We start from the raw sequence: 14,879 nt of genomic DNA, 5'->3' as shown, positions 1-14,879 counted from the left end.
AAGAGCGGCCCGATGGCATTCTGGTGGCCTTTGGCGGCCAAACAGCCCTGAACTGCGCCGTGGCCCTGTACCGCGCCGGCGTGTTCGAGCAGTACCACGTGCAGGTACTGGGCACGCCCGTGCAGAGCATCATCGACACCGAGGACCGGGAGATTTTCAAGGTCAAGCTCGACCAGATTGGCGTGCTCTCGGCCCGCAGCGTGGCCTGCATCAGCCTGGCCGAGGCCCTGGCCGCCGGCGAAACCATTGGCTTCCCCATCATCGTGCGGGCCGCGTTTGCGCTGGGCGGGCTGGGCAGCGGCTTCGCCAACAACCTGGACGAGCTGCGCGCCCTGGCCCGGCAGGCCTTCACGACTTCCGACCAGATTCTGGTGGAAGAATCGTTGAAGGGCTGGAAGGAAGTGGAGTACGAAGTGGTGCGCGACCAGTTTGACAACTGCATCACGGTCTGCAACATGGAGAACTTCGACCCCATCGGCATTCACACCGGTGAGAGCATCGTGGTGGCTCCGTCCCAAACGCTGAGCAACCGCGAGTACCACAAGCTGCGCAGCATTGGCATCCAAACCATCCGGCACCTGGGCATCGTGGGCGAGTGCAACATTCAGTACGCCCTCGACCCCGTGTCCGAAGATTACCGGGTGATTGAGGTGAATGCCCGCCTCTCGCGCTCGTCGGCGCTGGCCTCGAAGGCAACGGGCTACCCGCTGGCCTTCGTAGCCGCCAAGCTGAGTTTGGGCTACTCGCTGGCCGAGCTGAAAAACAGCGTCACGCAGACCACCTCAGCCTTTTTCGAGCCGGCCCTCGACTACGTGGTGGTGAAGCTGCCGCGCTGGGACCTGGGCAAATTCTCGGGCGTGAACCGCCAGATTGGCTCAGCCATGAAGAGCGTGGGCGAGGTGATGGCCATCGGCAAATCGTTCGAGGAAGCCATTCAGAAGGGCCTGCGCATGCTCGATACCGGCAAGCGCGGCTTCGTAGCCAACCGGCCCGAAAACATTGAACTCGACACGATTGACCAGCTGCTGAGCGAGCCGAACGAGGAGCGCATCTTCGCCATCAACAACGCCTTCGAGGCCGGCTACACGCTGGAGCAGGTGCATCAGTTGACCAAGATTGACCACTGGTTTTTGCAGCGCCTGTACACCATTTTTGAGCTGGGCCAGCAACTGGCCGCCGGCCGCGCTACCGGCCTCGATGGATTAGAAACCAAGCTGTTGCGCGAAGTCAAGAAAGCCGGCTTTTCGGACCAGCAGATTGCCGTGCAGCTGCTGGGCGAGGGCGACGTGAAGGCCGACGAGCTGCGCGTGCGCGCCCGCCGCAAAGCCCTGGGCGTGCTGCCCGTAGTGAAGCAGATTGATACGTTGGCCGCCGAATTTCCGGCCAAAACCAACTACCTCTACACCACTTACCACGGCACCGAAAACGACCTGGCCCGCGAAACCGCCAAGTCCATCGTGGTGCTGGGCTCGGGCGTGTACCGCATCGGCTCGTCGGTCGAGTTCGACTGGTGCGGCGTGCAGGCCGTGCAAACGGCTGCCGAGGAGGGCTACAAAACCATCCTCATCAACTACAACCCCGAAACCGTATCCACTGACTACGACGTGAGTGACCGGCTCTACTTCGAGGAGCTGAGCTTCGAGCGGGTGATGGACATTCTGGACTTCGAGCAGCCGGGCGGCGTGATTCTGAGCACCGGCGGCCAGATTCCCAACAACTTAGCCATGCGCCTCGAAGAAGCCCACGCGCCCATTCTGGGCACCACGGCCGCGCACATCGACGAGGCTGAGAACCGCCACAAGTTCAGCAGCATCATGGACGAGTTGGGCATTGCCCAGCCGCGCTGGAAGGAACTGACCTCGCTGGAAGCCATGAACGGGTTCGTGCGCGAAGTGGGCTACCCGGTACTCATCCGGCCGAGCTACGTGCTGTCGGGCGCGGCCATGAACGTGGTTTCCAACGCCTTCGAACTGGAAGAATTCCTGAAAGCGGCCAAGGAAGTGAGCGCCGAATACCCGGTGGTGGTGTCCGAATTCATGCAGGAAGCCAAGGAAATCGAGTTGGACGCGGTGGCCGATAAAGGCGAAATCGTGAGCTACGCCATTTCCGAGCACGTCGAGTTTGCCGGCGTGCATTCCGGCGACGCCACCATGTACTACCCGCCCCAGCGGGTGTACGTGGGCACCATCCGCAAGCTCAAAATCATCGCCGAAAAGGTGGCCCGCCGCTACGACATCAGCGGCCCGTTCAACATCCAGTTCTTGGAAAAGAACGGGGCCATCAGCGTGATTGAGTGCAACCTGCGGGCCTCGCGCAGCTACCCCTTCGTGTCGAAAATCTCGGGCAACAACCTCATCAAAAAGGCCACCCAGGTGCTGCTGGGCAAGCAAGTACCCCGCGACGAGAGCGAGCGGGTCTACGACCTGCCCTTCGTGGGCGTGAAGGCCCCGCAGTTCTCCTTCACCCGCCTGCCCGGCGCCGACCCCGTGCTGCGCGTGGACATGGTGAGCACCGGCGAAGTCGGCTGCCTGGGCGACACCGCCGAGGAAGCCCTGCTGAAATCGATGCTGAGCGTGGGCTACAAAATCCCGGCGAAAACGGTGCTCATTTCCGGCGGGCCCCTCCAGTCGAAAGTGGCGCTGCTCTCGGCCAGTAAGCTGCTGGTGCAGCGCGGCTACCAGCTTTACGCCACCCAGGGCACCCACCGCTTCTTCGCCGAAAACAACGTGCCCAGCAGCCTGCTCTTCTGGCCCGACGACCAGCAGGAACCCAACGTGCTGACCTACCTGAAGGAGAAGAAAATCGACCTGGTCATTAATATCCCCAAAAACCTTTCAAAAGGCGAATTGGATAACGACTACAAAATCCGCCGCACGGCCGTGGATTCGGGCATCGGGTTGCTGACGAATGCGCGGCTGGCCAAGGCATTCATCCGCGCCTTTTGCACGCTGGGAATGGAGGATTTGAAAATTAAGAGCTGGAATGAGTATAAGGCGATGTAATCATTGAACGTTGTAAAACATCCACCCAGAACGTCATGCTGAGCTTGTCGAATCATCTCCACTGCTTCGGCAAATCAGCATTGGTTACTACTATGGTAGCGATGCTTCGCCAAGCTCAGCATAACGTTCTTTTTGAGTTAAGAAATACCATTAAATGAAAAATTTCACCTCCTTTGCCGATGCGGGCGACTATAAAGCCTTGTTGCAGCAAGCCTTGGAAATCAAGGCTAACCCTTACGGGTACCAGCACATCGGGCGCAACAAAACCGTCGGCCTTATCTTCTTCAACCCCAGCCTGCGCACCCGGCTCAGCTCCATCAAGGCGGCCTACAACCTGGGCGCGCAAGCCTGGGTGCTGAACGCCGGAGCCGATTCCTGGACCCTGGAAATGGCCGACGGCGCGGTGATGAACGGTGGCACTCAGGAACACATCAAGGATGCCATCGCCGTAATGAGCCAGTACTGCGACGTGCTGGGCGTGCGCACATTTCCCACTCTCAAGGATAAAGCCGAGGACTACGGCGAAGTCGTCTTCAACAAGATACTGCAGTACGCCACTGTGCCCGTCATCAGCCTGGAAAGCGCTACCCTGCACCCCCTACAAAGCTTCGCCGACCTCATCACGGTAGCTGAAACCAAGCAGAAGGAGCGCGTGAAAGTGGTGCTCACCTGGGCCCCGCACGTGCGCGCCCTGCCCCAGTGCGTGCCCAACTCCTTTTGCGACTGGTTCTCGGAAATCGACTGGGTGGATTTCGTCATCACCCACCCCGAAGGCTACGAGTTGGACCCGCGCTTCACCAAAGGTGCCCGTATTGAATATAACCAGCAGAAAGCCCTGGAAGGTGCCGACTACGTGCAGGCCAAGAACTGGAGCAGCTACCTCGACTACGGCCAGGTGCTCGGCAACGACCCCGCCTGGATGCTCACCCCCGAGCACATGGCCTTCACCGACACCGCCAAATTCCTGCACTGCCTGCCCGTGCGCCGCAATGTGGAAGTGTCCGACGCCGTGCTCGACGCACCCGGCTCGCTCATCATTCAGGAAGCCGGCAACCGCACCATTTCCATGCAAACCGTGCTGCATGAGCTACTGAAGTAGCTCCAGCGGCTATAATCAGCCCGGCATTTTGCGCAGTCTGCAACCTGACCTCCCAACACCAATGAAAAAGCCCCATCCTGTTGCCAGAATGGGGCTTTTGCTGTGATCCCGCTGGGATCACCTACGTTTTACCATACTTGTACGAATACTAACTTTAAACGCTCTAAAAAGGCCTTTTTATTGAGCTCTCTGACCTCATTTCACTTGACTGAACTGTATTTTGCGGTCCCACTCGCGGTCCCACTTTTTCCTTTACTACATTTGTTCAGCTAAGGATATCGACTCAACCATACACTCGACCAAGCAACATAATGGCCTCTGTAAAGCTCCTCATTCGCAGTGATCGAAAAGACCTGGGCACTACCACCATTTACGCGCAGTACACCTACAAGTCGGACAAAAAGAAATTCAGTACCGGCCGCAGTGTAGCACCCAAGCAGTGGGACGCCGAGCACCAAAAGGTTATCGGCAGCAGTGTGGAAGTGCAGGAGCTAAACGCGCACGTGCAAAAGGTAAAAGGCCGGCTCGACAAAATTATTATCGCAGCTAACATGGCGGAGGTTGAGCCAACGCTGGAATATGTCACCGAACGATTTAAAGACAAAACGAACGCAGATTCTCCACCAGCGCCTGAAAAAGAGAAAAAGAAAGCAAAGGCTCTAGATTTTCTGGAGCTCTTTGAAGAATACATCAATGCCACCAGGGCCACCAAAGCCCACGGAACCTACAAGCATTACAAGACAACGCTCAACCATTTGCGGACCTTCGTCGCTCTCAAGCACTGCAAGCTGGGCTTGGAAAACATAGACACCCTTTTTTATTATGATTTCATCACCTTCCTAACCCAGGTAAAGAAGATGACCAATGGAACAACTAATAACCAAATCAAACGCGTCAAAGTGGTGATGGGCTATACTGGGGAACGCGGTTTGACCCTCAACTCGTCCTTTCGCAAATTCAAACGGTTGCCCATGACACAAAAGCCGATCGTGTACCTTACCCAAGCTGAATTAGACCTACTTCATCATTTCGACCTCACAGCGGAACCGCGACACACTAAACTGCGCGACATGCTCGTGTTTGCTTGTGCCACCGGGCTGAGGCACTCAGATTTCATTCGTGTAACACCAGCACACGTCACTGACGACACATTGAGACTACGCACCATTAAGACAGAGCAATGGACTGAAGTAAAATTGAATTCTTATTCACGACCCATTCTTTCAAAATACCCCGAAGGCTTTCATAAGCTATCACAGCAAAAATTTAATAGCTATGTAAAAGAACTGGGAAAGTTCTGTGGCATAGATGCCAAAGTGCAAATTGTTGAAGATCAGGGCTCCAAGACAACAATTAAATGGGTACCTAAGCATGAGCTCATGTCATCGCATATGGGGCGCAAAACCTTTGTAACCCAAGCCTTCGAACGCGGCATGGACGCTGCCGTCGTAATGGCGATTACGGGACACACGGATCACCGCTCTATGAAGCCCTATCATGCAATCGCAACGACAGAAAAACGCAAGCAGATGGAAAATGCCTGGGGTTGATAAGTGGGGAATAAGTTAACTTGGCAATTCTCACAATAACGAATTGCACTGTATGCGCTAGGATTACACCGCAACTTGATTGTGTTGGTCCAGTGAAAACAGACAGCGAACTAAGATAGGTTGATTTTGAAGTCGTGTTCGAATTGGTGGGGCGAGCGTTAGCTGAGGGCGGAGTGGCGGCGGTCGAGGTTGAAGTAGGTGTCGAGGTAGTGCGCCACTTCCAGGCGGGCTTCTTCGAGGGAGGCGAACGCAGTGCCGTGCGGCAGCAGCTCGGTTTTGAGCGTGCTCCAACCGGCCTCCGCCTGAGCGTTATCGGAAGGATTTCCGGGCCGGCTGAAGCTGGGCACGGCCCCGGCTTGGGCAACGCGGGCCCGGCAAGCGGCGCTAGTGTACTGGCTGCCGCGGTCGGCGTGGACGATGAACCCCGGCGCGAGTTGGCGCAGCGTCAGGGCCCGTTCCAAAACCAGCAGCACGAGTTCAGTGGGCATCTGCGCGGCCAGGTGCCAGCCCACCACACGCCTAGAGCAGGCATCGCGCCACGTAGCCAGGTAGCACCAGCGCCCGCCCACCAGGGGTAAGTACGTAATGTCGCCCACCCACACACGGTCGGGGGCAGTGGGCGCGGGCTGCCCCAACAAACGGTTTTCGGCGACCACGGCCGCCGGGTCGGCCACGGTGGTGCGGGGCCGTTGCGGGCGAGTGCTCAGGGCCCGCAGCCCGTGCCGGTACAGCCACGAGCGCAGCGCGTAGCGCCCCACGGCATGGCCTTCGGCGCGCAATTTAGCCCGCAACCGGCGCGTGCCGTAGCGCCGGGCGTGGCGTAGGAAGGCGGCCTGCGCCGCCACCTGCCACGGGACTGGCGCTGGCTGGGCACGCCCCCGCCACTGATAGTAGCCCGCGCAACTGACGCCCAGCACCTGGCAAAGCACCTGCACAGGCCACAGTTCCGTGCAATCTTGGATGAACTGGTAGCGGCTCATGACTGAGGCGGCTGGGAAAATGCGCTTCAAGCATTTGGCAGGTGGTCACGACTTTTTTTAAAATGTCGCGCTCCATTTCCACGCGCCGGAGTTCGGCGCGCAATTGCTTGATTTCTGCCCGTTCGGCACTGCTGGGCACGGCTTGTTCCAGCGCTTGGCGCTGCCAGCGGCCCAGAACGCCGGCGAAATGCCTTGGGCACGGGCCACGTCGCTTTGCCGGGCACCGGCCGATACTTGGCGGACGCACACGGCCTTGAAAGCCGGCGTGTATTGCTTACGGGTAGTGGGCAATCCACCAGGATTCAGTTTTTCAGTCATGAGCAGCGGAAGTTAAGACTTCCCGCTGTCCGTTTTAGCTAGACCACCTCAGACCACCTCACTCACCAACAACTTCTTCAAACTACTACTCTAAACTGTATAGCTTAAATGGACCACCTCATTATTCCTCGCTGTGTAAACGAGCAGCGCTAGAAAGCTTAATCCACCCCTGCCGAGAAGTAGTTGTAGATACTTTTATCCAGCCTCGATACTGTTTAACTACTAACACTTTTTGCCCCTCCTTTATTTGAGCAATCTGTCGGGCTGCTTCGCTAGGACCCATTCGTACGGCACTACCATGTGCAACAACTATGGCAGCATCTTGACCAGACCAGAGCCTTAGAAACAGCAAAATTATCACCAGCCCTGCGCCACTTATTAAAAGTGTACTTGCTACAATGCTCAGCTGCCGGGAATAGCGTTTGTTACCAGCATAAACGGATATCAATACCACCACAGCACCAAGCAACAGGCCGCTAACGGAAACTTCTGTTGCTTTGTTGATAATAAATTGAAATCGAGGTATTTCCGCAATAGTGGGTGGAGTGGTGTTAATGTCCAGTCGTTGTAAAACTAGACGTCGGTTCGCCAGTATCTGCGAGTCCCAGGGAGCCAGCCGCAGGCCATGCTCATAATAATAGCGCGCCAGTCCTAGTCGCCCAGTTTTCAAGTAAACATTGCCCATGTTGCAGTACAGCTCCGCTCGCTCAATACCTTGCTGGTCAAGCTGCTGGTAGATGGCAAGGGCCTTGCGGTAGTTGCCCGCGGCGGCTTCCTTATTGCCGCGCTCGAAGAGCAAGCTGGACTGCTTCTGATGGGCCAAACAGCCGGTCAGGCCAAGCAGCAAGGCTAAATAGAGGATGCCGTTACGCATGGGGATAAAATTCTATTTCATCTATTAAGTGCAGTAAATCGGTGCCGTAGCGTCGGTCGGCGGTGGCCGGTGGGTTTGCGGAAAAGCGCAGGCAGTTGAGCTTGCCGAGAAAGGCACTGAGGCGGTCGCGCAAAGGAGCAGGCCCAAGCCGGGACAAGTGCAAGACTGGATTGGAGGATGCATATTCCTGGCGGGTGCTGCCGTGCCGGCGACAATAATAATCCACCAGAATGAGGTATAAGCTGCGGTAGTAGAGGCCCGGTTCGACCCCGGCTTGCGTGTTCCGTTCCAGCCGTTTCAAGTCGCGCAGGGCCCATTTATGCGCTTTGCGGTGCCGGTGCTGGCCAATGGTTGCCGCCCGGTACTGAAGTAGGAGCTGATGACCAAGCATGGCCAGCAGCAGCGCACCCGAAGCCAGCAGCAGGGCGTAAAAGGCCGGGGAGCTGGTAAAAAGCCGCAGCCGATTGTCCTGGTAAAGGGAGTGCTTGTAAGAAAGCGTATTGTCTCTCTGGGCGGTGGAACTGTTTGGTTGGCCAAGCCGGGGAACTGGGAGGCCCTGGGTCACGGCCCAGGCAAACGCGGAATCCTTGAATACCACGTAGCGGCCCTGGGCCGGATTGAAGTACGACAGGCGTACCCCCGGCAGCCGGTAATGCCCCTGGTACTGGGTCACCACGTTGTACGAATACTCGCCCTCGGCCATCATCCCGCTGGCGACTAGCCGGTGCTCCTCCCGCCGATGGCTGTTAAACAAGTCAACGCCCGCCGGCAGCACGGGGGGCGCCAGCCGCAACTTGCGCAGGTTGCCCGGGCCCGCCCACTTTATGCGGACGGTCAGCATGTTGTCGGCTTTGGGGGAAACTTCATAGCTGGCCTTCACCCGAAACTGCCCGATTGCCCGACAGAAAGCCACCGAATCCCGACTGGCAGGCAGCGGTTCGACCTGCAAGCTGAGCGCTGCTGATTGCACATCGCGAGACGTCATGCTGGGCTGCCCAAAAAAGTCCTCGGCCGATGGGGCAGCCATAAACCGGTAGCGGCGCTTCAGCACCGGCAGTGGCTGCAGGCCGGTCAGTTCGGGAATGATGAGAAACTGCTTCAACAGCTTCACCCGATAGCGCTGCCCGTCGATTGTTTTCTTCTGCTCCTGGGACGACGGCGGATATTCCTCGACGAAGCAATTGGGAAATGATAGGGAGTTCTCCTCGTCCGGGTCAACCAGCGGAACGCGGTAGTATAGCAAATAGCGCATGGTCAGGGCCTGACCGATATATACTTGGCGGCTGCTAGGCTCGGCCTTGATAAAAACCTCCTCGCTGGTCTGCTCACTGCCAGATTGTGCCGCGGCGGGCAGCGCCAAACGCAGCAGCACCGTGGCCAGTGCAAGCCAGAAGCGCTGGCCGCCGGCCCGGCGGCCCGGCGGCCGCTGGGCGGCACCACTGGTATCGGGCACTCTCTCGGTGGCCACACCTGAGTTCCCCGTCTGCTTAATAGTCTTGCTCATCGGATTCTGGCTTTCTGCCCCGCTGGCGGGAATCACTCATTTTTTCCCGCACCCGGTTCTCGTTTTCGTCAATCAATCCCATGATGTCCTGGATGTCGCGGTTGGAAAGCTGAGCGGAAGGCTTCGGGGGCGGGCCAGGTTGAGGGCCCTTCGGGCTTGGGGCACCGGCCCCTTTTGGCGGTTGCTGAGCCTTATCGGCAGCGGAGGCCGGGGCAGGGCGCTTGGTGCGGGCGAGGAAATGGCGCCGGACAAAGAGGAAATCCTGGCGGATGGCTTCATCGTCAGGGGCCAGTAGCAGCGCGCTCCGGTAGGCTGCGTAGGCATCGGGCAGCCGTTGGGTGCGGTAATACAACTGGCCGAGGTTGGCCCAGGCCCGAGCCCGCACCAAGCTATCGGCAGCGTGGGTGGCGGTTAGGTAACAAGCCCGGGCTTCGGGGTAGCGTCCTTGCTGGTAAAGCGCATTGCCCAGATTATACTGCACTGGGCCAGCCTGGGCCGGCGCAATGGGTAGCTGCCGAAAAAAGATTTCGGCGTCGTCGTAGGCTGAAGCCCGGTAGGCCGCAACGCCTCGGGCAAAGCTGACCGTGTGCCCGACCTGCGCCGGCAGCTTTAGTTGCCACAGCACCCCCAAGCCCACGAGCGTACCCAGCAGAAGCATCCACTGGCGACGAATAAACGGGATGATTTTCATGGCTTCGACGCTGAAAATCCGGTGGGTAGCAACAATTCCACTACCAGCAACCCTAAACTGACCAGCAGCCACAACTGGTAGCCAGCGAATGGTTTGTCATCGTCGGCCGAAGCCCAGGCGTGCTTCGGTGGCGGGCCCTGGATGTGTTTCAGCAGCATAGGCACGGTGCGCTGCCAGGAACCAAGGCGGGTGTAATGGTCGGGCTGCCCCTGCACCAGGCGAAGCAGCTGGTCCTCGTGGAGCCGACTGAGAATAGGCTGTCCGCTACGGGTGGTTTTGAAGCCGGACGGAGAACTGCCCGGCGAACCCACCGGAATGAAAGAACCCGCCGGAGTGCCCACGCCGACGACCACCAACTCGACCCCAGCGCGGCGCAGCGAATCCGCCAGCACCGCATACCCGGCCGAGTGGCTCTCGCCGTCCGAAAGCAGGCACAGCAGCCGGCGGGGATGTTCACGAGACGCCACCAGCACCTGGCCCGCCACACCCAACGCCTCGGCCAGAGAAGTGCCCTGGCGCCCTACCAGGCTGGGCGCGAGCGCCTGGCAGGCCCGTTCCACTGCCCCGTAATCAGTAGTGAGCGGCAGATGCAGCTGCGCGTTTCCGGCAAACGCCACAATGCCCACTTCTTCTCCGCTCAGCCGGCGCACGGTTTCTGTGATGACCTTCTGGGCTTGCGTCAGGCGGTCTGGCAAAATATCCGCCGCTAGCATGCTGCGGGATACATCGACCACGAACACGACCCGGGGCATGGCCTGGGCGGCCGGTGCCAGGCCAGGAATAGCCCGGCGCGAACCGGCCACGGCCACCAGCAGCCCCCCAATAGCCGCTAGCCGCAGCACCAGCCGGACCCGGAACAGCCAGCGACTCTTGCTCGAAATCAGAGTCCAGCCACCCTTGCCCGCCGCCCGGTCTAGTTTCCGGTTCTGAACACGGCTTAGCCAGCCGGCCACCACCAGCCCAACCGGAACCAACAGCAGATACAAAGAAGAAGAGGGCGCGAAACTGCTCATAAAAAGGCTAAGCCAGGCTGCGCAAAAGGGTGATTCTTAATATTTCGGCCAGCGCCAGACTTCCGATGGCGGCCAGCAGAAACCAGCGGTAGTGCAGCGTGAACTGCGTTTGGTTGCGGTAGCCGGCCGGCGCTTGCGTCAGGTGGTCTATCTGCGCGTATATCTGGCGCAGCGAAGATGCATCGCGGGCCCGGAAGTATTGGCCGCCCGTGCGTTGGGCCATGTTTTGCAGGGCCGGCTCGTCAATCTTTACCTGCACATAACGGTAGGTTTTACGTCCATTCAGGTCATAAAAGGGCCAGGGCGCGCGGCCCATGCTCCCAATTCCAATGGTGTATATCCGCATGCCGTTCCGGCGGGCCAGTTCGGCGGCCACGGCCGGCTCCAGAAAGCCGGTGGTATTCTCGCCGTCTGTCAGCAGAATAATGACTTTGCTCCGGTGGAGGCCCGGGCGCAGGGCCTGCACAGCCGAAGCCAACCCGACCCCGATGGCCGTACCATCGGCCAGGGCGGGCTCGTCCAAACGGTTGAGCTGCTGCATCAGGTAGCCATAATCACGGGTCAGAGGGCACCACATGATGCTCTCGCCGGCGTACACGACTAGGCCGATTCTGTCGGCCGAGCGGCCGGCCACAAAGCGGCGGATAACGCTTTTCAGCCCTTCTAGGCGGTTGGGTTTGATGTCTTCAATCCGCATGCTACTCGAAATGTCCATCGTCAGCATGATATCGACCCCCGCTGGCGGCTGTTGCTGCCGGGTAGTGGTGGCCGTGCGCAGGTCTGCCAGGGCCAGGATGATGCCGGCCAGCGCCAACAGCCGCAGCAGCAGCAGCAGGTCGGGCGGCGTCAGGTATTGGGGGCGGGCGGGTTGGGCCTCGGGCAGGCTGGCAAATTGCAGCGTGGGGTGCTGCCGCCGCCAGTAGCGCAGGTGCAGGTCCAAGGCCAGCGGAAACAGCAGAAACAGCCACAGCCAGGCGGGTTCCTGAAAAGCAACGTGCTGCATGGCGCTAGGGCTTTTCGGGTAAAGTGGTGGTTTCATCGGCCCCGACCAGCTCGCGCGCCCGCGCCAGCAACCCCGGCAGCGCATCCGTCCCCCAGCGGTGCGGGGCAAAACGAATTCGGCTCAACTCGTTCAGCAACCCGTTGAAGCCGGCGCGCCCGGCCCGGTCAGGTTCCGTGACCAGCGTACGGGGCGCGCGCACTTCTGGGGCACTAACCGGCTCATTATCGGCCTGCTCCTGCGCCAAGTAGGCGGTCAGGATGCGGTAAAGGTGCTCTGGCGTTGTACGGCTGGCCTGGGAGCCGGCCGCCAGTTGGCGCTCGAGCTCCTCCATGGCGAGCAGGGTCTGCTGCCGGGTGGGTGCCGGTGCCCGCAATTCCCCGGCGCGGCGCTCTCGATTCTTGGCCTGGCGAGATGCCAGCCAGAGCGCCCCGCCGGTGCCCAGCACCAGAGTAGCCAGCGCCAATACGCCGGTTTTAGAAAGCAGCCCGGCTTGCTGCGCGCTCATCACCGGCCTTAAGGGGTGAAGGCCGAAACGAGGGGCTTCCGGTTGAAAGCGGAGCCTTACCCCCGGCACGACCAGGGTATCCGGCACCGCGTTGCCCCTTGCCAGCAGCGCGCACAGCCGGCCCGAATCATAGGTGCCGCTCTGCGCACGCGTAAACACCACATCGTGCCGCATCGTGGCATGGCCCAATGCGTGAGTAGAAACCTGCAAAATCGCCACGGCGGTGTCCGCTGCTATTTTCTCATCAACCAAGTTCCAGCGAATGGTGGTGCCCGGTGGTTGGGTCGTTTGCAGCGTCAGCGTGACCGGATGGCCAACCAGACAGCTGCGGGAGCTGACCCGAACCGTCACGGCGGGCCGGGCGCTCGCCCCCGGCCCGCCCCCGGGGGCAAGCAGCAGGGCGGCGAAGGTGGCGGCAAGGCAGCTCATCGGCGGTGTTGCAAAAAGGTAATCAGCTCTTCCCGGTAGTTGCCCTGAATGCCCAGGGTGAGCTGCCGGGTGTTGGTGTCGTGGTAAGCCTGCCGGAATCGGTCGGCCACTTTTTGGTACTGCTGCTGCCGCTTCGCCTGAAAGGAGGCGGCCGAGGTATTCAGCCAGCGGGCGCTGCCGCTTTCCGCATCCTGCACCCGCATCCAGCCAAGCCGCGGTGCCCGTTGCTCGCTTTCGTCGTTGATGCGCAGCGCAATCAGCTCGTGCTGGTGGGCCAGCACCCGCGAAGGCGCCTCGTAGTCATCGCCAATGAAATCTGAAAGCAGAAAGACCAGGCTGCTTTTGGTTTTGTGCCGCAACAGGGTTTCCAGCGCGCCGGCCGTATCGGTTGCCTTGCCCTGCGGCCGCACACCAACCAGCTCCCGGGCAATGCGCCAGAAATGAAGGCGCCCGCGCGCAGCCGGAATCAGCCGCTCGATGCGGTCGCTGTAGAGAATCACCCCCACTTGGTCCTGGCTTTCCAGGGCGCTGAAGGCGATGGCGGCGGCCACCTCGGCGGCCACCTCGTATTTGCCCCGTCCGGGGGCTTGCACCATCATGGAGCGGCTCACGTCAATCAGAATCCAAACCAGCCGCTCCTTTTCCTGGGTAAACGTTTTGACGAAGGTTTCCCGCAGCCGGGCCGTCACATTCCACTCGATATCCCGGACATTATCCCCCGGCTCGTACCGGCGGATGTGGTCAATGGCCCAGCCCCGGCCGTGAAACGTGCTGTTGAATAGCCCCGCCAACTGCTGCCGGGTCAGCTTCTCACAGACCAGCTCAAATTTCTGAATGCTTTGGATGAGTTCCGTAAGTTCCATGAGCACAGGTAGATGAGGGCGGCTAGGGGGCGGGCACCCGGCCCAGAATTTCCTGGAGAATCGTATCGGAGGTCATGTTCTCGGCGCGGGCGGCGTAGGTCAGGCCGATGCGGTGCCGTAGCACATCGTGCGCGACGTGCCGCACGTCGTCGGGCGTCACATACCCACGCTTTTGCAGAAAAGCATAGGCCCTGGCCGCCAGGGCCAGGTTGATGCTTCCCCGCGGCGAAGAGCCGAACCGAATCAGGGGCTGCAGGTGCGCCAGCGAATAGCGTTGCGGAAAACGGGTGCAAAAAACCAGGTTCAGGATGTAATCCTCCACCTGCTCATTGATGTAAATGCGCTTGACCAGCTCCTGCGCCCGCAGAATGCTGGCGAGCGGAAAGGTAGCCGGCCGCACATCCGCATCAGCCTCCAGGTTGCGCCGGATAATGAGCCGCTCCTCCTCCAGAGAAGGATAGCCGATGAGTACTTTCAGCATGAAGCGGTCCATCTGCGCCTCCGGCAGCTCGTAGGTGCCGCCCTGCTCAATGGGGTTTTGGGTGGCGAGCACCAAGAAGGGCGGCGCCAGTGGGTAGGTAGTGCCCCCAATGGTCACCTGCCGCTCCTGCATCACTTCCAGCAGGGCGCTCTGCACCTTTTCCGGCGCGCGGTTGATTTCGTCGGCCAGCACGAAGTTCGAGAATATCGGCCCCTGCTTCACGCTGAATTCGTTGGTGTGCAGGTTAAAAATCATGGTGCCCAGAATATCCGCCGGCAACAAGTCGGGAGTGAACTGCACCCGCGAGAACTGCGCGCTGATGGCTTGCGCCAGGGCTTTTACGGTCAGGGTTTTGGCCAGCCCGGGCACGCCTTCCAACAGAATATGGCCGTTGCCGAACAGGCCCACTAGCAGCTTCTCCAGCAGGTCCTCCTGGCCCACAATGGTCTGCCGGAGGGCAGCCCGTAGTTGGTCTACGGCTGCACTTTCCTCCTCAATTTCCCTTTCCAGCTGTTCCCAGACGCTTGTTTCTATAGCTGCATTCATCGCAATGTTGTTAGGCTTTTG

13 protein-coding genes are annotated in these 14,879 nt (G+C 59.8%); 3 read left to right on the top strand and 10 right to left on the bottom strand.

What is annotated here, in order from left to right; all coding sequences use genetic code 11:
- The 3 genes from carB to ABIB44_RS11615 form a co-directional block, all read left to right on the top strand.
- Positions 1 to 3,002 (top strand): carbamoyl-phosphate synthase (glutamine-hydrolyzing) large subunit (gene carB / locus ABIB44_RS11625; protein WP_354584831.1); only part of this gene is annotated, 3,002 nt, incomplete at its 5' end.
- 154 nt (positions 3,003 to 3,156) lie between these two features.
- Complete coding sequence (locus ABIB44_RS11620; RefSeq protein ID WP_354584830.1) at positions 3,157 to 4,101, top strand: Rossmann-fold NAD(P)-binding domain-containing protein; 945 nt, start codon at positions 3,157 to 3,159, stop codon at positions 4,099 to 4,101.
- A gap of 311 nt (positions 4,102 to 4,412) precedes the next feature.
- A complete protein-coding gene (locus ABIB44_RS11615; protein WP_354584829.1) occupies positions 4,413 to 5,651 on the top strand; it encodes a phage integrase SAM-like domain-containing protein in 1,239 nt (412 codons plus the stop codon).
- Positions 5,652 to 5,809: 158 nt separating this feature from the next.
- Here ABIB44_RS11615 and ABIB44_RS11610 read toward each other — a convergent pair whose 3' ends face one another.
- The 10 genes from ABIB44_RS11610 to ABIB44_RS11565 all read right to left on the bottom strand — a co-directional run bounded on the left by ABIB44_RS11610 (position 5,810) and on the right by ABIB44_RS11565 (position 14,858).
- Positions 5,810 to 6,631, bottom strand: coding sequence for an IS3 family transposase (locus tag ABIB44_RS11610; RefSeq protein ID WP_354584828.1), 822 nt, complete (start codon positions 6,629 to 6,631; stop codon positions 5,810 to 5,812).
- Positions 6,632 to 6,688: 57 nt separating this feature from the next.
- Positions 6,689 to 6,949, bottom strand: coding sequence for a transposase (locus tag ABIB44_RS11605; protein ID WP_354584827.1), 261 nt, complete (start codon positions 6,947 to 6,949; stop codon positions 6,689 to 6,691).
- Between the two features lie 121 nt (positions 6,950 to 7,070).
- A complete protein-coding gene (locus ABIB44_RS11600) occupies positions 7,071 to 7,823 on the bottom strand; it encodes a tetratricopeptide repeat protein (protein WP_354584826.1) in 753 nt (250 codons plus the stop codon).
- The gene (locus tag ABIB44_RS11595; RefSeq protein WP_354584825.1) at positions 7,816 to 9,363 is read right to left on the bottom strand and encodes a hypothetical protein; all 1,548 of its coding nucleotides are present in this window, start codon (positions 9,361 to 9,363) and stop codon (positions 7,816 to 7,818) included. The genes ABIB44_RS11600 and ABIB44_RS11595 overlap by 8 nt, the downstream gene beginning before the upstream one ends.
- Positions 9,311 to 10,018, bottom strand: coding sequence for a tetratricopeptide repeat protein (locus tag ABIB44_RS11590; protein WP_354584824.1), 708 nt, complete (start codon positions 10,016 to 10,018; stop codon positions 9,311 to 9,313). The genes ABIB44_RS11595 and ABIB44_RS11590 overlap by 53 nt, the downstream gene beginning before the upstream one ends.
- Positions 10,015 to 11,031 carry a vWA domain-containing protein gene (locus tag ABIB44_RS11585; protein ID WP_354584823.1) on the bottom strand — a complete coding sequence of 339 codons (1,017 nt, stop codon included), beginning with the start codon at positions 11,029 to 11,031 and terminating at the stop codon, positions 10,015 to 10,017. Before ABIB44_RS11585 ends, ABIB44_RS11590 begins: the two co-directional genes overlap by 4 nt.
- Positions 11,032 to 11,038: 7 nt before the next feature.
- Complete coding sequence (locus ABIB44_RS11580; RefSeq protein ID WP_354584822.1) at positions 11,039 to 12,034, bottom strand: VWA domain-containing protein; 996 nt, start codon at positions 12,032 to 12,034, stop codon at positions 11,039 to 11,041.
- Positions 12,035 to 12,038: 4 nt separating this feature from the next.
- Positions 12,039 to 12,968, bottom strand: a complete 930-nt coding sequence (locus ABIB44_RS11575; protein ID WP_354584821.1) for a hypothetical protein — start codon at positions 12,966 to 12,968, stop codon at positions 12,039 to 12,041.
- A complete protein-coding gene (locus ABIB44_RS11570) occupies positions 12,965 to 13,831 on the bottom strand; it encodes a DUF58 domain-containing protein (RefSeq protein WP_354584820.1) in 867 nt (288 codons plus the stop codon). Before ABIB44_RS11570 ends, ABIB44_RS11575 begins: the two co-directional genes overlap by 4 nt.
- Positions 13,832 to 13,853: 22 nt before the next feature.
- On the bottom strand, positions 13,854 to 14,858 hold the full coding sequence (locus ABIB44_RS11565) for an AAA family ATPase (RefSeq protein ID WP_354584819.1): 1,005 nt from the start codon (positions 14,856 to 14,858) through the stop codon (positions 13,854 to 13,856).
- Positions 14,859 to 14,879: the final 21 nt, after the last annotated feature.

It is taken from the genome of Hymenobacter sp. UYCo722, assembly GCF_040547115.1.
GTDB lineage: Bacteria > Bacteroidota > Bacteroidia > Cytophagales > Hymenobacteraceae > Hymenobacter.
Note: the sequence above shows the minus strand (reverse complement) of the source record. Positions and strands in the feature narration are given on the sequence as shown.

Coding starts and splice junctions, on each gene's coding strand:
- ABIB44_RS11620 (WP_354584830.1), top strand. CDS start 3,157: ATGAAAAATTTCACCTCCTTTGCCGATGCGGGCGACTATAAAGCCTTG.
- ABIB44_RS11615 (WP_354584829.1), top strand. CDS start 4,413: ATGGCCTCTGTAAAGCTCCTCATTCGCAGTGATCGAAAAGACCTGGGC.
- ABIB44_RS11610 (WP_354584828.1), bottom strand. CDS start 6,631: ATGAGCCGCTACCAGTTCATCCAAGATTGCACGGAACTGTGGCCTGTG.
- ABIB44_RS11605 (WP_354584827.1), bottom strand. CDS start 6,949: ATGACTGAAAAACTGAATCCTGGTGGATTGCCCACTACCCGTAAGCAA.
- ABIB44_RS11600 (WP_354584826.1), bottom strand. CDS start 7,823: ATGCGTAACGGCATCCTCTATTTAGCCTTGCTGCTTGGCCTGACCGGC.
- ABIB44_RS11590 (WP_354584824.1), bottom strand. CDS start 10,018: ATGAAAATCATCCCGTTTATTCGTCGCCAGTGGATGCTTCTGCTGGGT.
- ABIB44_RS11585 (WP_354584823.1), bottom strand. CDS start 11,031: ATGAGCAGTTTCGCGCCCTCTTCTTCTTTGTATCTGCTGTTGGTTCCG.
- ABIB44_RS11580 (WP_354584822.1), bottom strand. CDS start 12,034: ATGCAGCACGTTGCTTTTCAGGAACCCGCCTGGCTGTGGCTGTTTCTG.
- ABIB44_RS11575 (WP_354584821.1), bottom strand. CDS start 12,968: ATGAGCTGCCTTGCCGCCACCTTCGCCGCCCTGCTGCTTGCCCCCGGG.
- ABIB44_RS11570 (WP_354584820.1), bottom strand. CDS start 13,831: ATGGAACTTACGGAACTCATCCAAAGCATTCAGAAATTTGAGCTGGTC.
- ABIB44_RS11565 (WP_354584819.1), bottom strand. CDS start 14,858: ATGAATGCAGCTATAGAAACAAGCGTCTGGGAACAGCTGGAAAGGGAA.